This is a genomic window from Inconstantimicrobium porci (assembly GCF_009696465.1).
Taxonomy (GTDB): Bacteria; Bacillota; Clostridia; order Clostridiales; family Clostridiaceae; genus Inconstantimicrobium; species Inconstantimicrobium porci.
The window spans coordinates 111687-128075 of record NZ_VULX01000001.1 but is presented as its reverse complement, the minus strand read 5'-3'; the positions used below and the strand labels follow the sequence as shown (position 1 = coordinate 128075).

General features: G+C 30.9%; 18 protein-coding genes. 9 read left to right on the top strand and 9 right to left on the bottom strand.

What is annotated here, in order from left to right:
• Positions 1–69: 69 nt before the first annotated feature.
• From FYJ33_RS00650 to FYJ33_RS00640, 3 genes are all read left to right on the top strand, one after another.
• Positions 70–741 (top strand): response regulator transcription factor, encoded by a 672-nt coding sequence (locus tag FYJ33_RS00650; RefSeq protein ID WP_154529838.1) that lies wholly within the window; start codon positions 70–72, stop codon positions 739–741.
• Positions 742–2271, top strand: a complete 1530-nt coding sequence (locus tag FYJ33_RS00645; protein WP_154529837.1) for a sensor histidine kinase — start codon at positions 742–744, stop codon at positions 2269–2271.
• Positions 2272–2452: 181 nt separating this feature from the next.
• Positions 2453–3832: a DUF2334 domain-containing protein gene (locus FYJ33_RS00640; RefSeq protein WP_154529836.1), complete on the top strand. Its 1380-nt coding sequence runs from the start codon at positions 2453–2455 to the stop codon at positions 3830–3832.
• A gap of 240 nt (positions 3833–4072) precedes the next feature.
• On the opposite strand, the gene ymfI is transcribed toward FYJ33_RS00640, so the two are convergent.
• The 5 genes from ymfI to glyA form a co-directional block, all read right to left on the bottom strand.
• Positions 4073–4816 (bottom strand): elongation factor P 5-aminopentanone reductase, encoded by a 744-nt coding sequence (gene ymfI / locus FYJ33_RS00635; protein ID WP_154529835.1) that lies wholly within the window; start codon positions 4814–4816, stop codon positions 4073–4075.
• Between the two features lie 17 nt (positions 4817–4833).
• Complete coding sequence (locus FYJ33_RS00630) at positions 4834–5760, bottom strand: dipeptidase (RefSeq protein ID WP_154529834.1); 927 nt, start codon at positions 5758–5760, stop codon at positions 4834–4836.
• 29 nt (positions 5761–5789) lie between these two features.
• Positions 5790–5954: a hypothetical protein gene (locus FYJ33_RS00625; RefSeq protein ID WP_154529833.1), complete on the bottom strand. Its 165-nt coding sequence runs from the start codon at positions 5952–5954 to the stop codon at positions 5790–5792.
• Positions 5955–6037: 83 nt separating this feature from the next.
• The gene (locus FYJ33_RS00620; protein ID WP_154529832.1) at positions 6038–6571 is read right to left on the bottom strand and encodes a flavodoxin domain-containing protein; all 534 of its coding nucleotides are present in this window, start codon (positions 6569–6571) and stop codon (positions 6038–6040) included.
• Positions 6572–6777: 206 nt separating this feature from the next.
• Entirely contained in the window at positions 6778–8010 is a 1233-nt protein-coding gene (glyA, locus tag FYJ33_RS00615; RefSeq protein WP_154529831.1) for a serine hydroxymethyltransferase, read from the bottom strand.
• Between the two features lie 156 nt (positions 8011–8166).
• Here glyA and FYJ33_RS00610 point away from each other — a divergent pair, with 156 nt between their 5' ends.
• Positions 8167–8940, top strand: a complete 774-nt coding sequence (locus FYJ33_RS00610) for a threonine/serine exporter family protein (RefSeq protein ID WP_154529830.1) — start codon at positions 8167–8169, stop codon at positions 8938–8940.
• Positions 8937–9395 carry a threonine/serine exporter family protein gene (locus FYJ33_RS00605; protein ID WP_154529829.1) on the top strand — a complete coding sequence of 153 codons (459 nt, stop codon included), beginning with the start codon at positions 8937–8939 and terminating at the stop codon, positions 9393–9395. The genes FYJ33_RS00610 and FYJ33_RS00605 overlap by 4 nt, the downstream gene beginning before the upstream one ends.
• Positions 9396–9543: 148 nt before the next feature.
• Here the strand turns inward: FYJ33_RS00605 and FYJ33_RS00600 are convergent, their stop codons facing one another.
• The 4 genes from FYJ33_RS00600 to FYJ33_RS00590 form a co-directional block, all read right to left on the bottom strand.
• On the bottom strand, positions 9544–11538 hold the full coding sequence (locus tag FYJ33_RS00600; RefSeq protein WP_154529828.1) for an ATP-dependent helicase: 1995 nt from the start codon (positions 11536–11538) through the stop codon (positions 9544–9546).
• A 158-nt stretch (positions 11539–11696) separates the two neighbouring features.
• Complete coding sequence (locus tag FYJ33_RS16005) at positions 11697–11861, bottom strand: hypothetical protein (RefSeq protein ID WP_206046577.1); 165 nt, start codon at positions 11859–11861, stop codon at positions 11697–11699.
• Positions 11862–11932: 71 nt separating this feature from the next.
• Positions 11933–13153, bottom strand: coding sequence for an EAL and HDOD domain-containing protein (locus FYJ33_RS00595; protein ID WP_154529827.1), 1221 nt, complete (start codon positions 13151–13153; stop codon positions 11933–11935).
• 94 nt (positions 13154–13247) lie between these two features.
• Positions 13248–13586, bottom strand: a complete 339-nt coding sequence (locus FYJ33_RS00590; protein WP_154529826.1) for a hypothetical protein — start codon at positions 13584–13586, stop codon at positions 13248–13250.
• Between the two features lie 241 nt (positions 13587–13827).
• On the opposite strand from FYJ33_RS00590, the gene FYJ33_RS00585 reads away from it, so the two are divergent.
• The 4 genes from FYJ33_RS00585 to FYJ33_RS00570 all read left to right on the top strand — a co-directional run bounded on the left by FYJ33_RS00585 (position 13828) and on the right by FYJ33_RS00570 (position 16384).
• Positions 13828–14736 (top strand): DUF5685 family protein, encoded by a 909-nt coding sequence (locus tag FYJ33_RS00585; protein WP_154529825.1) that lies wholly within the window; start codon positions 13828–13830, stop codon positions 14734–14736.
• 1 nt (position 14737) lies between these two features.
• On the top strand, positions 14738–15334 hold the full coding sequence (locus FYJ33_RS00580; protein WP_154529824.1) for a J domain-containing protein: 597 nt from the start codon (positions 14738–14740) through the stop codon (positions 15332–15334).
• Positions 15335–15359: 25 nt separating this feature from the next.
• Entirely contained in the window at positions 15360–15866 is a 507-nt protein-coding gene (locus tag FYJ33_RS00575) for a hypothetical protein (RefSeq protein ID WP_154529823.1), read from the top strand.
• Between the two features lie 95 nt (positions 15867–15961).
• Positions 15962–16384 carry a transcriptional regulator PerR gene (locus FYJ33_RS00570; protein WP_154529822.1) on the top strand — a complete coding sequence of 141 codons (423 nt, stop codon included), beginning with the start codon at positions 15962–15964 and terminating at the stop codon, positions 16382–16384.
• The last annotated feature ends 5 nt before the right edge of the window (positions 16385–16389 follow it).

Sequence of the window (16389 nt, the reverse complement as noted above, 5' to 3'; positions counted from 1 at the left end):
ATTTCAACATATTTATTATACTTCGTTTTTGTAATATAATATAAACAAATCGAAAGGAGTTGTTAGGTAATGAAAGAGACGATTTTAATAGCAGAAGATGAAATAAGGATCAGAATACTTTTAAGAGATTATCTTTTACGGGAAAACTATAATGTTGTCGAAGCAAAAGATGGCGAAGAAGCAGTTAACCTCTTTTCATCTAATAATATAACTCTTGCGATTCTTGACGTCATGATGCCCAAAATGGATGGTTTTGAAGTCGCAGAATTTATAAGAAGTAAAACATCAACACCAATAATAATGCTTACAGCAAAATCAGAAGAAGAAGATAAGCTTCACGGTTATGACTTAGGCATAGATGACTACGTAACTAAGCCTTTTAGTCCAAAAGTACTAATTGCAAAAATAAAGGCATTATTAAAAAGGACTGTGACAGAGAAGGACTCTGCACTTATTGATTTAAACGGACTTACTGTAAACAAGCTTTCTCATGAAGTTAAAGTTTATGATGATGTTATAAATTTATCTCCAAAGGAATTTGAACTTCTTCTATATTTAATAGAAAATAAAGGTATTGCTCTTACAAGAGATAAAATACTAGATAACGTATGGGGCATGGATTACTTTGGCGACATTAGAACTGTTGATACTAACATTAAGAGACTTCGTGAAAAGTTAAAGGATAAAGCTAATTATATAGCAACTGTACGTGGCAGTGGATATAAACTTGAGGTGAAATAAATGGAACTTGATTCATGCAAAAAATCAATCTCTAAAAAGCTCTTTTTAATTACATTCACCTTATTTATAGTATTTTTCTCATTCTCAATGATTTTTCAAATACTATACTTTGATACATTTTATGCAAACAGAAAAAAGAACACACTTATGAACAACTTATCAAAATTCATGCAGGAAACTTCCTACAACATAAGTAGTGATGAAAGCCTGTACAATGCAATTGCTCAGTTTGAATCATCAAATGTAGCAAAGTTAGGCATACTTACACCTGAGGGAGAAATAAAGTATGTACTTGATAAGAACTCAGAATGGCAGAAAAAAAATATAACTATACTTGCTAATATTTTCAGAAACTTAAGCAGTGATGAAAATTTTATACCTTCACTGCAGAATTCTGACAAACCATTCTGCACAATTATGGAGGACAGGGATACCAGCTTAAAACATATCGTCTGTATCGCACCATTTTCGCTATATAGCAAAAATGATTCTGTAATAATGGCTCTCAGCTCTTTCCAGACTATTAATGAAGCAAGCTCCATTATTAAACAGTTTTATTTCTACGTATTTATATTCCTTTTATTCTTCTGTCTTGTGCTAAGCTTAATCTATTCAAATATGGTATCGAAGCCTCTTATAAAAATTACCAATAAGGCTAAGAAAATGTCCCAGCTTGACTTTTCTTCTAAATGTCAGGAAGACAGAGAAGATGAAATAGGCACATTAGGAAAAAGCATCAATATCCTTTCTGCTAATCTTTCATCTGCACTTTCAGAGTTACGTGCAAAAAACGAAAAACTTACAAAAGATATCGAACGTGAACGTAAACTTGAAAAAATGAGAAAAGAATTTATAGCAGGAGCCTCACATGAACTTAAGACTCCACTTGGAATAATTGAAGGCTATGCAGAAGGCTTAAAGGATAATATAGTTGAAGGCGAAAACCGTGATTTATACCTTGATACAATTATAGATGAAGCAAATAAAATGAATAAACTTATAATGGATATGCTTGAACTCTCAAAACTTGAAGCTGAAAATATGACTTTTAAAATGGCACCATTTAATATTCGGGAACTAATCTCAAATATTCTGATGAAGCATAAAAACAGTTTCGAAAAACACAATTTACACTTATCTTTCATCTTAAATAACATTTCAGAAGAATCAGAAATGGTTATTGGTGACAGTTTCAAAATAGAAAGTGTTATTGAAAACTTTGTGACAAACGCAATTAAATACAGCCCTGAAAATGAACATGTAAATGTGTCTTTATCTGAAAAAGATAATACAGTTGTCTTTTCAATAGAAAATACTGGCACACACATAAAAACTGAAGATCTTGAAAAAATATGGGTACAATTTTACAGAGTTGATAAAGCAAGAAGCCGTGCACAAGGAAGCAACGGTCTTGGTCTTTCTATAGTCAAAACAATTCTTACACAACATAGAAGCGTTTTCGGAGTAATGAACACAAAAGACGGAGTACTATTCTACTTCTCATTAAATAAATACACAGAAGAAAAATAGACGGTATTTTAAAACAATATACTTCAATAGGTAAATCTATTAGCAAAACTGAACTATAAAAGATTAGAGATCTGAGAGCAGAGATATGAGTAGGGGAGTTTCATGCTATTTTCTTTTCTCTCTAATCTAATAACAAAATAACTGATATCAGTTAAATATTCTAACTTAGGGGGACTCAATTTTGAAAAAGAGTAAAAGTATCTTATCAAAAATATTAAAAACACTGCTTATACTTATTGCTGCATTCTTAGTATTTGTAGTTGGCAAAATAATAGTATTAAGACAAAGTGCAGTTACTCATATTGTTACAAAAAACAATGTGGTCGAAAACAAAACTGCACTGCCAGAGAAAAAAATCACTTATAAGCCTGTTAATATGACAGCACAAAAGGAAAACAGCATCCACATTGTTTATAATGGTAAGGAATTAAACATCTCAGATGACATCTATAAATTAAACCTTAGATATTATGTAAATCCTGAAAAAGTATTAAAAGCAATGAATCTAGATGTAAAATCCACAGGAAACAGTAGTTTTAAATGTGGTAATGCTCATGTTGATTTAGAAAAGCAATCATTTATTATCAATGACACTGAACACAAACTTCGTGGAAAAAGCATTACTATAAACAATACTCAGTATATTTCAATAAACGATATTGCAGACATGCTGAACCTTAGAACTCACTGGGACTTAAAAGAAAAGAAAATTTATATGTTTACTGATCATAAAAATATAAGTGCACCTGCTAAGTCGTCAAATGAAACTGCAAAAGTTGCTCTTATAAGATTTGAAGATGTTTCTGCCGGCAGCGGTCAGGAAGAAGACACTAACTTTGAAAAGTTCAGAATACTAGGAGATTATCTTTATTCTATAGGTAGTAAGTACAATGTTACCTGGATACCTAGATACAAGAATCCAGGTAAGAATGTAGATAATAACCTGCTGACAAACGATACATTCAGCAATTATGAATTCATCAGCACTCTTGATCATTTAATTTACAGAGGTGCCACTATAGGACTTCATGGATATACTCACCAGAACGGTGATACAGTAAGTGCTGTAGGAAGTGAAATGACATGGAGAATTAATACTAAAGAAAGTGATGTCAGAGCAATTGCTGAGAATGCCTTAAATACAGCAAACACTTTAAATATACCAGTTAAATTCTTTGAAAGTCCTCATTACCATGCTGTAAGAAAACAGCAGAAAGTTCTTGAAAACTATTTTTCAATTATGTATGAGCCTTACTCAGGATACTGGAATGCCAATCCAATTAAAACAGATAAATCTCTTTACGTACCTGCACCAATTGGCTACGTAAAAGATGAACATGGTGAAGCAGTAACTAAAGACATCTTAAAAGATTCAACATTTTCATTAGCTAGTGTTTTTGTTCATCCATATAAAGAGTTTAAATTCATCAAGCTTTCAGATATAGATGAAAACGGCTATGTTGATTACACTTATGAAGATAATACACCTGTTAAGAATATCATGAAAGCCTTTAAGCAAACAAACCATCAACTAATTGGCGTTGATGAACTCATAAAATAATATATTAAATCAAAATAGTAAAATTAACAAAACCTAAGCAACCACAAATCTTGAACATGAGTTTATGTGGAATTGCGTTCAGCAATTTCACAGGAGGCTTGGAGGTTTTACCCTCCATTAATAGTTAAGCTATTTCACAAGCTTCAGCCTCGTGGAATGGCCTCCTTCATTTGGCATCTGGCACTTGGCATTGAAAAAGAGAAGGAACTCAGTCTTTAGCTGAGTTCCTTCTCTTTTTCTCTATAGCATTGCTCCATCCACAGTTAATACCTGTCCGCTGACATATGATGCATCATCACTGCATAAGAATGATGCACATTTAGCAACTTCATCTTTTTCACCAAATCTGTTTAACGGTACTTCATCGCATAACTCTCTTTTTTCTTCATCATTCATCCATTCATTCATCTCTGTCTTTATAACACCGGGAGCAAGTGCATTAACTCTAATATTGCATGAGCCAAGCTCCTTCGCTAGAGATTTTGTGAACATGGTTATGCCACCTTTTGTAGCAGAATAAACCGATTCACAAGATGCACCTGTATTTCCCCATATTGATGAAATGTTAAGAATACAGCCTTTTTTCTGCATAACCATCTTCTTAACTATAAATTGAGTAAGATAAATAGTTCCAGTAAAATTAGTTTCTACTATCTCATCAATATCTTCCTTTGTCATATCCATAAATAAACCAACTTTTGATATTCCAGCATTATTTACAAGTATATCTATACTTCCTCTTCGAGAAATAACATCATCATAAAATCTTAATATATTATTATAATCATTAAGATTTACCTTGTGTGCTTCAAGAAAGAATCCTTTTTCTTTGTAATTCTTTACAATCTCATTTGATTGTTCTTCACTATTGTTATAAGTGAAAATAACATAAGCTCCAGACTTCAAAAACTCGTCTACAATAGCTCTGCCTATACCTCTTGATCCACCTGTAATAACAGCTGTTTTGCCACTTAAATCTGCCATAATGTACTCCTATTCTACTATAAAACGTCTTTTATAAATCTTTCTGCATTTTTATAAAATAGCTTATCAATAAAATCGTCACTATACCCTTTCCTTTGAAGTGCAGTATAGAACATATCAATATGAGATGGATTTTTAAACTCAACCTCATTTTCTATACCGTCAAAATCACTTCCAAGAGCAATCACTTCCTGGCCACCTACATTAACGATATGGCTAACATGATTAATAAGTCCTTCTATAGATGTAATCTTCTCACTTCCAACGAAAGAATTACAGTAGTTAAGTCCCATTATACCGCCTTTATCTGCCAAAACCCTAATCATATCATCAGTAAGATTTCTTGGATGATTCCTTACCTCTCTACTGTTAGAATGACTTGCAGCAAAAGGTTTTCTACTGAACTTTGCCACATCATAAAAACCACCATCAGAAAGATGTGATGTATCTATTATAACACCAAGTCTGTTCATTTCGCTAATAAGATTGATTCCAAACTCTTTAAGTCCTAAATTCATAAATTCTTTCCTGCAGTTTGGATAACCAATGCTGTTTTCATAATTCCAAGTAAGTGTTATCAGTCTTATGCCTTTTTCATAAGCATCATATAGATTATTCATGCATCCCTCAAGTACCTGGCCTTCTTCAATTGTAAGCAAAGCAGAAATCTTCTTCTTAAGAACGTTATTTTTATAGTCATTATAACTTTCAGCAATACATATATCAGAGGAACTTTCCATCTCATGCATAAAATTATCATACATATTATCAAATTCTTTTTTTATCTCAAGTTTTTTACTATCAATAAAAAATGCAAAAAACTGTGCTGAGGCATTTCCCTTTTTTAACTTTTCGGTATCAATAGAAAAATAATTTTTCATAAGATGCTGTTTTTTATAATACATCATCGATGCTGTATCACAATGTAAATCTATGAATTTCATATTGTAAATATCGCTTTCAATAAAAAATACTATTCTACTAAAATAATAAGGCCTTCATCTTCAATAACAAGACCATCTTTAATAAGATTATCAATCTCTTTATCTACGTTAACGTTTTCTTTGCTGCCATATTTCTTTTTCAAATCGAAATAACTAACTTCCTTATCCTTTAAAATTTCATCATATAACTCCATATTGATTCCTCCTTTAGATATATAATTTAGTGTAATATACCTAAATAATATGTGATTTTGTAATTTTTTATACCATATACTTTTTATGAATTAATATAATCTATTATATGATTTATGTCTTCCTTATCAGTCCAGTCATATGGATTTTCTAATAATGCTATAAATTCTTTCTGATCATCAGTGAGGCTTTGTGTATTTTTCTGCACTTTCTTTTTCATTAATTTCATGATCAGCTTGTCAAAAAAATTAAGCTTATTGATGTCTAGTGCGCCTCTAAGATAAAAACAATTAATACTTTTTAGTTGTTCTTCATTAAAGTTATTCTTAAATAAAGTATCAATGGCTTCTTTGTTCATCTTTGACATACCAACAGCAATTACTGCAACCTTCTTATCTTCGATTTTATCCATATTTTTAGCAATAACATCTGCTCCAGAAATTCTGCCAGCATAAACTGAACCTACAAAAGCAATAGTATTATAATACGGTATTTCACCAAACTTAACTTCTTTCCTTTCAAATAAATCACCATGTACAAGCGATGCTATTTTTTGTGCGTACTTTTTTGCACTACCATACCTTGATTTATAAATAACAGCAACTCTGTTATCCTCCATATAACCTATTCCCCCTTAAAAATAATTCACATTAAACAGATTTTAACACAATAGTTACAGTTCATACATACAAAGTATGCTATTTAATAGTATATTCATAAATAGCATACTCTTTAAAATATCCTACAAAGATTGCAGATCAATTCCCTAAATGTATCGTACCTACATATAACCTGCAATCTTTATTAATTTAAATATTTTTGATTCTAGTATAATGGATGATTTCTGCACAGCACTTTAACTCTTTCTTTTACTGCTGACAAATCTTCATTCCTATGCTCTATAGTATCATTAATAATTGATGCAATTTCCTTCATATCATCTTCTTTAAATCCTCTTGTAGTTACTGCAGGAGTTCCGATTCTTACACCTGATGTTACAAAAGGACTTCTAGTCTCATTAGGTACTGTATTCTTGTTGACAGTTATACCAACAGAATCAAGAAGACTTTCTGCTTCTTTTCCTGTGATATTCTTATTATTTAAATCTATAAGAATAAGATGATTATCAGTACCACCTGAAACAAGCTTAAAGCCATATGATTTTAAAGCATCTGCTAAAGCAGCAGCATTCTTTACTACCTGATTTATATACACTTTAAAATCGCTGTCAAGAGCTTCCTTTAGACATACTGCCTTACCTGCTATAACATGTTCTAAAGGTCCACCCTGAATTCCTGGAAATACTGCTTTATCAATTGCCTTAGCATATTTTTCTTTGCAGAGTATCATTCCACCTCTTGGTCCTCTTAAAGTCTTATGAGTTGTAGTTGTGACAAAATCACAGTAAGGAACAGGTGATGGATGAAGTCCTGCTGCTACAAGACCAGCTATATGAGCCATATCTACCATCAAATAAGCGCCAACTTCATCTGCAATCTCTCTGAACCTCTTAAAATCAATAATTCTTGAATAAGCACTTGCTCCTGCTACAATTAGTTTTGGTTTTACTTCTAACGCTGTCTTTCTTACCTCATCATAATCAATCGTTTCTGTTTCATGATTTACTCCATAAGAAACAAAATTATATGTCTTTCCTGAAAAATTTACAGGTGCACCATGAGTAAGATGTCCTCCATGACTTAAATTCATTCCCATAACGGTATCTCCAGGTTGCAGCACTGCGAAATATACTGACATATTTGCCTGTGCACCTGAATGTGGCTGAACATTAGCATGTTCTGCTCCAAATAACTTTTTAGCCCTCTCAATTGCAAGTTTTTCAACCTTATCAACAACATAGCAGCCGCCATAATATCTCTTTCCAGGATATCCTTCGGCATACTTGTTTGTTAAGTATGAACCCATTGCTTCCATTACAGCTTCGCTTGTGAAATTCTCAGAAGCAATAAGTTCTATTCCATTCTGCTGTCTCTTTTTCTCTTCATCAATAAGATCAGCTATTTCTTTGTCTGTATCACACAACCTTTTGTAGTTCATATTTTTTCCCCCAATTTTTACATTAAATATTATCTATATTATAGATTTTTAAATTATTTATTTCAACATATAATTCGAAATATTCTACTTCTAGTTATACTATGATATAATACAGTCAAAATGACCTTTAAATCTGTCAGAAGGAGATAATTACATATGAGTATAAATAAAATATTAGCAGTCGCTTCATATGCAGGACAGATTATACTTGAAAGTGGCGGCGAAACATACAGGGTTGAAGAAACCATAACAAGGATATGTAGTTCTTATGGCTTACAAGATGCCGAAAGTTATGTTACTCCTACAGGAATAATTTGTTCTGCATCTAACGAAAATAATGATACTATATCTATGGTCAAAAGAGTAACTAACAGAAGCGTAAACCTTGAAAGGATAGATCTCGTCAATGAACTTTCAAGAACTATTGAAGTTAATAAAATACCTGTAGAAAAATTAAAGCAGGAACTTGATATAATATCAAAATCACCAAGATATCCAAATTATATAGATGTGCTCTTTTCTGCAGTAGCAGCATCTGGTTTTACTTTTCTATTTGGTGGAGACATAAAAGATGTAATATGTTCATTCCTGATAGGGATTGTTATAAAATTTACTGCAAACTTATTTGGCAGACTTAATATAAATCAATTCTTTGTAAACAGTATATGTGGAGGAATTAGTGCACTAATGGCACTAATATTCATGCAGTTTAAATTAGGAAGCAACCTTGATACTATAATCATAGGTTCTATAATGCTTCTTGTCCCCGGTCTTTCAATTACAAATGCCATAAGGGACACTATTGCCGGAGATTTGGTTTCTGGCCTTTCAAGAGCTGCTGATGCTTTTCTTGTTGCTGTTTCAATTGCTGTTGGAACTGGTTCAGTGTTAAGTTTATGGATGAAATATATTGGAGGTAGAATCTTATGATTATTGAAAGTATTGTTGCTGTATTTGCCACATTCGGTTTTGGTATAATATTTAATATCGGTAGAAAAAACCTGCTTTTTGCATCACTAGGCGGTGGATTAAGCTGGTTTATCTATAAACTATGCCTTAATAATGGCTTTTCATTATATACGGCCTTCTTTACATCAGCTGTAATCTTCAGTATCTACTCTGAAATATGTGCAAGAACATTCAAATCACCAGTTACTACATTTGTCATATGTGCCCTAATTCCTCTTGTACCTGGAAGTGGTATGTATTATACAATGTATGAAGTAATAAAAGGAAATATCTCAACCTCAGTTACAATGATGATAAGTACAATTGCATCAGCAGGCTGTCTCGCACTTGGAGTTATATTTGTCTCAACAATTACAAGACTTATCAACTCAGTTAAATCCAAGAAATCAAGAAAAAGAACGGGACTTCCAAACTGATAAGAGAAACATTCTTTAATCTTAGCCTATTCTTATTACATAAATATATTAATTGATTAAAATAATAATTATGAGAGCAGAACTAATAGTTCAAAGAAACGTAAAAAACTCCCCTGCGGGAGTTTTCAAATAAGAGGACAAATTCTTCTTAAAATCTCTTTTCTATAAGATTATTTCTTTCAAGAACATTTATGTTAAATGTTCTTTTAATTTTGTCATTAAACAATATAGAGATGTTCTCTCCTTCTATACTTATAACAGTTCCCTCTCCAAATGATTTGTGTGTAACTTTGTCTCCACCTTTATATCTATCCTCTGACTTTATGTTAAAATCATCAGCATTGACTTCTGTTACAAATACACTTGAATTTCTAAACTTGCCATTTATCATCTTTGGAGAATAGATATATAAATTATTTATAGCTCTAGTAACGCCTACATAAAATAATCTTCTTTCTTCTTCTATATTATCATTAGTTCTATAGGGGATAAAATCTTCAGCAACATCAATGATAAATACATTCTTGAATTCTCTTCCTTTAACTCCATGAATTGTGCTAAATAGCACACTGTCACGAGTCTTATCCTTTTTTATATCCTCAAGACGCTGATTTGTCTCTTCTACATGTGCTAAAAGCATATTAATTGAGTTATAGCCTTCTGCTGCGCTCTTAAACTCGTCTACAATATTAAAAATTTCATCAATATTTAGTTTATACTTCATAGCATATTCAACAAGATAGTCGTTGTAACCCAATGTACTAAGTACAAAATCAATAGCCGTTTTTAGTGACATCCTGTTAAGTCCTGAAATATCGATTTTGAGGTCATCAATCTTTTTCTTCTGAAATGGCTTTATGTAATCTATATCCTTAAGAATATCAAAATTGTTTCCTCTACCAGCTGATCTCCTAACCTCTTCTAAAGCAGTCTTGCTTATATATCTAAACGGCTTGTTTATAATTCTTATAAATGCATCAATATCATATGGATCAACAGACAGTTTTAAATACGATAGAATATCCTGACATACGAAATGATCAAAAAAATTATAATCCTTATCTAAGAAAGAAAAAAATATATTTTCTTTAATAAATCCATCGATAAGACTCCTGCTCTCCACATTTGTCCTGTAAATAACAACATTATCTGAGAGCTTGTCGCCTAATGAAACATATTTCTTTATTTTAGATATTATATCAGAGCACTGCTGTTCTTCATTGAATGGTATGTTGTAGAAGAGTTCACCTTTATCATGCCTGAATGCTTCAAACTTTTTATTATTTCTCATTTTATTTTTAGCAATTATTCTTTTTGAATACTCAACTATATTTTCAGTACTTCTATAGTTATATGAAAGATATTTTTTTTCGCCATCGCTAAAATACTTATCAAACTGTAGCATACATTCCGGCTGTGAACCTCTGAAAGAATAAATACACTGATCTTCATCGCCAACAGCAAAAATATAATTATTCTTATTTAGAAGCTGCAGGATTTCAATTTGAATTGCATCGCAGTCTTGAAACTCATCAACAAGGATATGCTTAAACAGTCTCTGATAACCACGCCTTATATTTTCATCCTCATATAGCAATTTTCTGAATTCAAGCTGAAGATCGTCAAAATCTATCATACCTTTTTCGTTCTTATTTTCTTCATAAGCATTATAACACTGCATAAACAAATTCTCGTCTATTGATGACTTAAAACCTCCTCCTGAACCATGAGAACATTTATAATTTGAAATATTATTAAGAACTTCCTTTACCTTCTCTTCTGATATTTCTGCTAAAGTCTTGCTTAATACCCGTTCAACCACTCTGTAGCCTTCACCAGGATCAATAAGTTTTATATTCTTATTATGCCTTCCCAAAAGCTTATAAAACAGCCCATGAAAAGTCCCAAAGAAAGGTACCTTTCCATTTCCATTTTCAGCAATATACCTTTCCTTCATATTAACTGCTGCCGCTTTTGTAAAAGTAATTGTTATTATATTATTAGGATTAATTCTCTTTTCTTCTATAAGAAATTTTATCCTGTTTAAAATAACAGTTGTCTTCCCACTGCCTGGAGGTGCAATGATAACCATGTTTTTTTCATCTGATTTTACTGCATGCTCCTGATACCTGTCTAACTTCAATAATTAATCCTCCTTGCTTAAGTATGTTGTTTATGCTTTTATAAAGATAGTATACATACATTATTGACAAAATAATATACTTTTATATAACTCAAATTTATATCTGAACAATATAAAAGGTTATTGAATCTCTTCAATAACCTTTTATATACATGGAATTACCTATTCGAAGTGTATTGAACTTCTCCCCCATAACTTTCATCTTTATATAATGACTTAAATGGACATTCATTTTCATCCTTATCATAAGACTCAGAAAACGGACATTCACTATTACATTTGAATGCGTGTGAATCATTTGACCAAAATGGACAATTACTCATAGCTATCACCCTCAACCACGTTTTATTTCCACCAATTATACTATATATTACCATATAATACAACATTTTTTTTAAAATATGTTTTGTGTCCATTGTAAACTTTTTAAAAACATCTCAGCAATATCCTCCTCAGTTTTCTCTGTTATACTGCTGTTATATGTAATAAGCTTGTTGTACTCTGATGTATAATCCTGCATTTTTTCATACTGCAAAACAACATTAAGAATTGTTCCAAGGAAATTGTTCGTTCCCAAGAGTGCTTCTTTAATATCTTTTTCAAGTGGTAAATCATGAATTACATCCTTCATCTCTACACCTAAAAGTACATCAATAGTTGAGAATATCCCAACAAGAAATGCCGATTCCATCTGCGACGGTTCAATAGATGCACATAAATTTTCACAGAACTTTCCACGTATCATACCAAGTTTAGCTCTTTCATCATCTTCAGAGCCCTTTCCATCACCACCAAGTCCAACAAATGTTACCCACTTTTTCATTTCTTCTTTACCAAGCAGTGATATAGCCTGTCTTACCGAAGAAATTTCCTGCGCAAACCCAAAATATGATGAATTAACATATTTTAATAATTTATAAACCATACCAGCATCATATCTTATTAATTTTTCTATTCTGTCAAAATTGACTTCTTCCTTATAAAGTTCGCTAAATAATTCTATTATTTTAACCTCATTTAAATATACATCATGACCCTTTAATGTATCAGGCCTACAGAAAAAGTATCCCTGAAAATAATCATATCCTAGTTCAAGTGCTTGTTTTAGATCGTCTCTTGTTTCAATCTTTTCCGCAAGTATTTTTTTATGTTTCTTTTTATACTTATCAATAATACGTTTTCTATTCAAATAGTCATTCTGCAGAAAATCAACTTTGATTATATCTATATAATCTATTATAGGCATAATATCCCTTTCATAGACATAATCATCAACTGCAAATCTATAACCTTCTTTACGCATCATTTTACAGCTTTCTATTACAGATTCATTCAAATCCACATCTTCTAGTATCTCTACAATGAGATAATCTTTGTCAAGTAACCTAGGAAGTTTGTTAACAAGTGTCTTCTGAGTAAAGTTTATAAATGCACTTTTATTACAGCATAATAATCTGAGACCCATAGAAGAAACGTTATATAATAAATTTTCGGTTGCTCTATCACCATCATCACAGTTATAGCTACTTACATTACCATTTCTATATAGTAGTTCATACCCTACAACTTTTAAATTCCTATCAAAGATAGGCTGCCTTCCTATAAAAATATCCATGAATCCACCTTATCTCTAAACATAAAATAAATTCATAAAAACAAGTGTAAAATAAAAACCGTTCTCATGAATTTATTTTCTAAACTTATTTATATTATTTATTCTTATTTTTATTTAATGTATTTTTTATTACTGAAACATTTATTATTTCATTTTGAAAAGCCTTAAGAAGAGCCTTTTCTAATACCATCTGCTGATCAAAATTTTCTATATCATTACATACAGCAAATACCTTATTTATTGTTCCATCAACACTTTTATATGTTAATGTAACATTAGGTTTATCATATTCTACATCAACTATTTTTAAACCCCAGCAGAACTGTGCATAATCACCATCTACAGTAAGTGTACTTAAATCCTTAAGTTTTTGAGCTTCCTTAGTAGGGTCATTTACTATTATTAATTCGTCACCAACTTTATATTTAGCCATACCAACTTCCTCCTCAAGCAAAATATTATATTTTTAGTTTATCACTTCCATTAGATTAAGTAAAGAAAGCTTTGTTAGATTTATATTTCATGTAATATTATTAAGTTTATATTAATTTTCTAAAAGTAAATTAAGAAAAAAATCATATTTTACGCCATAATTTTACACAGTCATGCTATTTTATTATCAGTCTTTTTTTGATATAATTAGATATATTTATTTAATATGAGGAGCTGATTAATTGTTTGGCTATGTAACTCCATTTAAAATGGAATTAAAGATTAAAGATTATGAAAAATTCAAAGCATATTACTGCGGTCTGTGTCATGAAATAAAATCTAATTTCGGAGATTTACCACGAATGTCATTAAATTATGATATGACATTTATTGCAGTGCTATTTGATGCACTAAGTTCTGATAAGACTATATATGAACCATTCAAATGTGCTCTTCATCCAACAAAGAAGAAAATTAAAGCTGTAAATGTAAAAGCACTAAACTATGCTTCATTCTTAAATGTAAGCTTATTTTATTATAAAATGCTTGATGATGTTTATGACGATAAGAGTATTAAAGCAAAAATAATTAGTATAATTTTAAAAAAATCAAAAAATAAATTTGTCAAAGATTATCCTTATATTAATGATAAAATTAAAGAAGAACTTAACAATTTAAGCATACTTGAATCATCTACTGATAAATGTATTGATGAAATCGCCCATCCATTTGCATCACTTACAGGTTTTTTATTTAAGAACTACCCATATAAATTATTTAACGACAGCATGGATCTTAGAGAAGACCTGTATGCACTCGGATATAATTTAGGAAAGTGGATTTATATAATAGACGCACTGGACGATTTAAAAGATGACATGAAAAAGGATAAGTACAATGCTTTAAACAGCTCCATGAACAAAGACAGAGATTCTTTTGAAGTATTCTTTTATAAAGAAAAAGAAAGAATTAAATTTATTCTGCTCTCATGTGCATCTCAATGCTGTGATATAATAAAGAAAATCAATTTTGTTAAAGATATAGAAATAATAAACAATATATTGTTTTATGGAATAATGGATAAAAACTTAAAGATTCTTTCAAAGTACGATCCAGATAATAACATAAAACAACATGAAGGAGTGTTATAATATGAGAAACCCATATGAAGTATTAGGTGTCAATGAAAACGCCTCTGAAGCCGAAATAAAAAAAGCATATAGAGAACTAGCAAAAAAATATCATCCAGACCAATATGGTACAAACCCACTTAAAGAATTGGCTGAAGAAAAAATGAGAGAAATAAATGAAGCTTATGATTCGCTTATGAAGAATCCTCAAGGTTCAAACAACACTTATAGTAGCCAGCAGAATAACTACTCAAACAGCGCATATGATTACAGACAAATAAGAGTACTTATAAATCAGCGAAGAATTTCTGAAGCAGAAGCTAAATTAACTCAGATACAAACAAGAGATGCAGAATGGAACTACCTTTATGGATTAGTATTATTCCAGAAGGGCTGGTATGACAGCGCTGTTAATTATATCAGTACTGCATGTTCATTAGATCCTAATAACTTTGAATATCGTCAGACTTTAAATTCTATACGCGGAAGAAATAATTCATATGAAAGACAATACAGACAAAACAATAATTCAGATGACTTCTGTAATTTATGCTTGAACCTTTGGTGTCTAGACTCAATCTGTGAATGCTTTGGCGGAGATTTAATCCCCTGCTGTTAATTAATGATATGGAGGTACAAGTAAAATGAACTCTAAAAACATAGCTAAAGGAGGATTATTTACTGCCGCTGGTTTTATCTTCTTATATCTTTCCTCCTTTATGCCAACTAACAAGTTGGCATTTTTAATATTGTCATCAGTAATAATACCAATAACTTTATTAACTTGTAATTTAAAAACAGCTATTCTTGTATATTCAGCCACATCACTTTTATCACTAATTATACCAAACAAGGTTATCTGCATTGTGTACATTTTCCTATTCGGTATATATGGGATTGTTAAATATTTTGCTGAAAAGATTAACAACAATGTTATAGAATTTATCATAAAATTCACATTTTTTAATATATCTCTTGGAATATGTTACTTTATATATTCTACATTGTTTATGGGTCTTACAAATTCAAAACTGCCTATTTATATATTATTAGCAGGAGCTGAAATAGGATTCGGATTATATGATTTTATTCTTACAGGATTTATCAGCTACTTCCTAAATAAATTCAACATATTCACAAAAAACAAGTAATAATTGCTATTAGTTGACAAATGATATTGTTTAGAATATAATTTTAAATGTATTATTGAAATCAAATATAACAAAATATTATAGGATGGTTATTTATGGACAATTTAACATTGGTTTTCAAAGAACACAACCTAAAGTTAACTCCTCAAAGAATAGCTGTATACAAATACTTAAAAGGTACTACAGAACATCCTTCAGCAGAAACAATATATACAGCACTTCACGAAGATTATCCTACAATGAGTCTTGCAACTTTATACAAAGCTCTTAAGACTCTTACTGAAGTAGGATTGATTCAGGAGTTAAATCTAGGTGAGAATAATTTCAGATATGATGCAAACACATCATCACATCCACATGTAAAATGTATTAACTGTGGAAGAGTGGATGATATAATGGGCCTTGACTATTCCACTCTTGTAATAGATGCAGAAAAGCACAGCGACTATACAATACTTTCTGATCAGGTATACTTTTTTGGTGTATGTAGCAATTGTCAGAAAAAAAAAACAGATTAGTAATA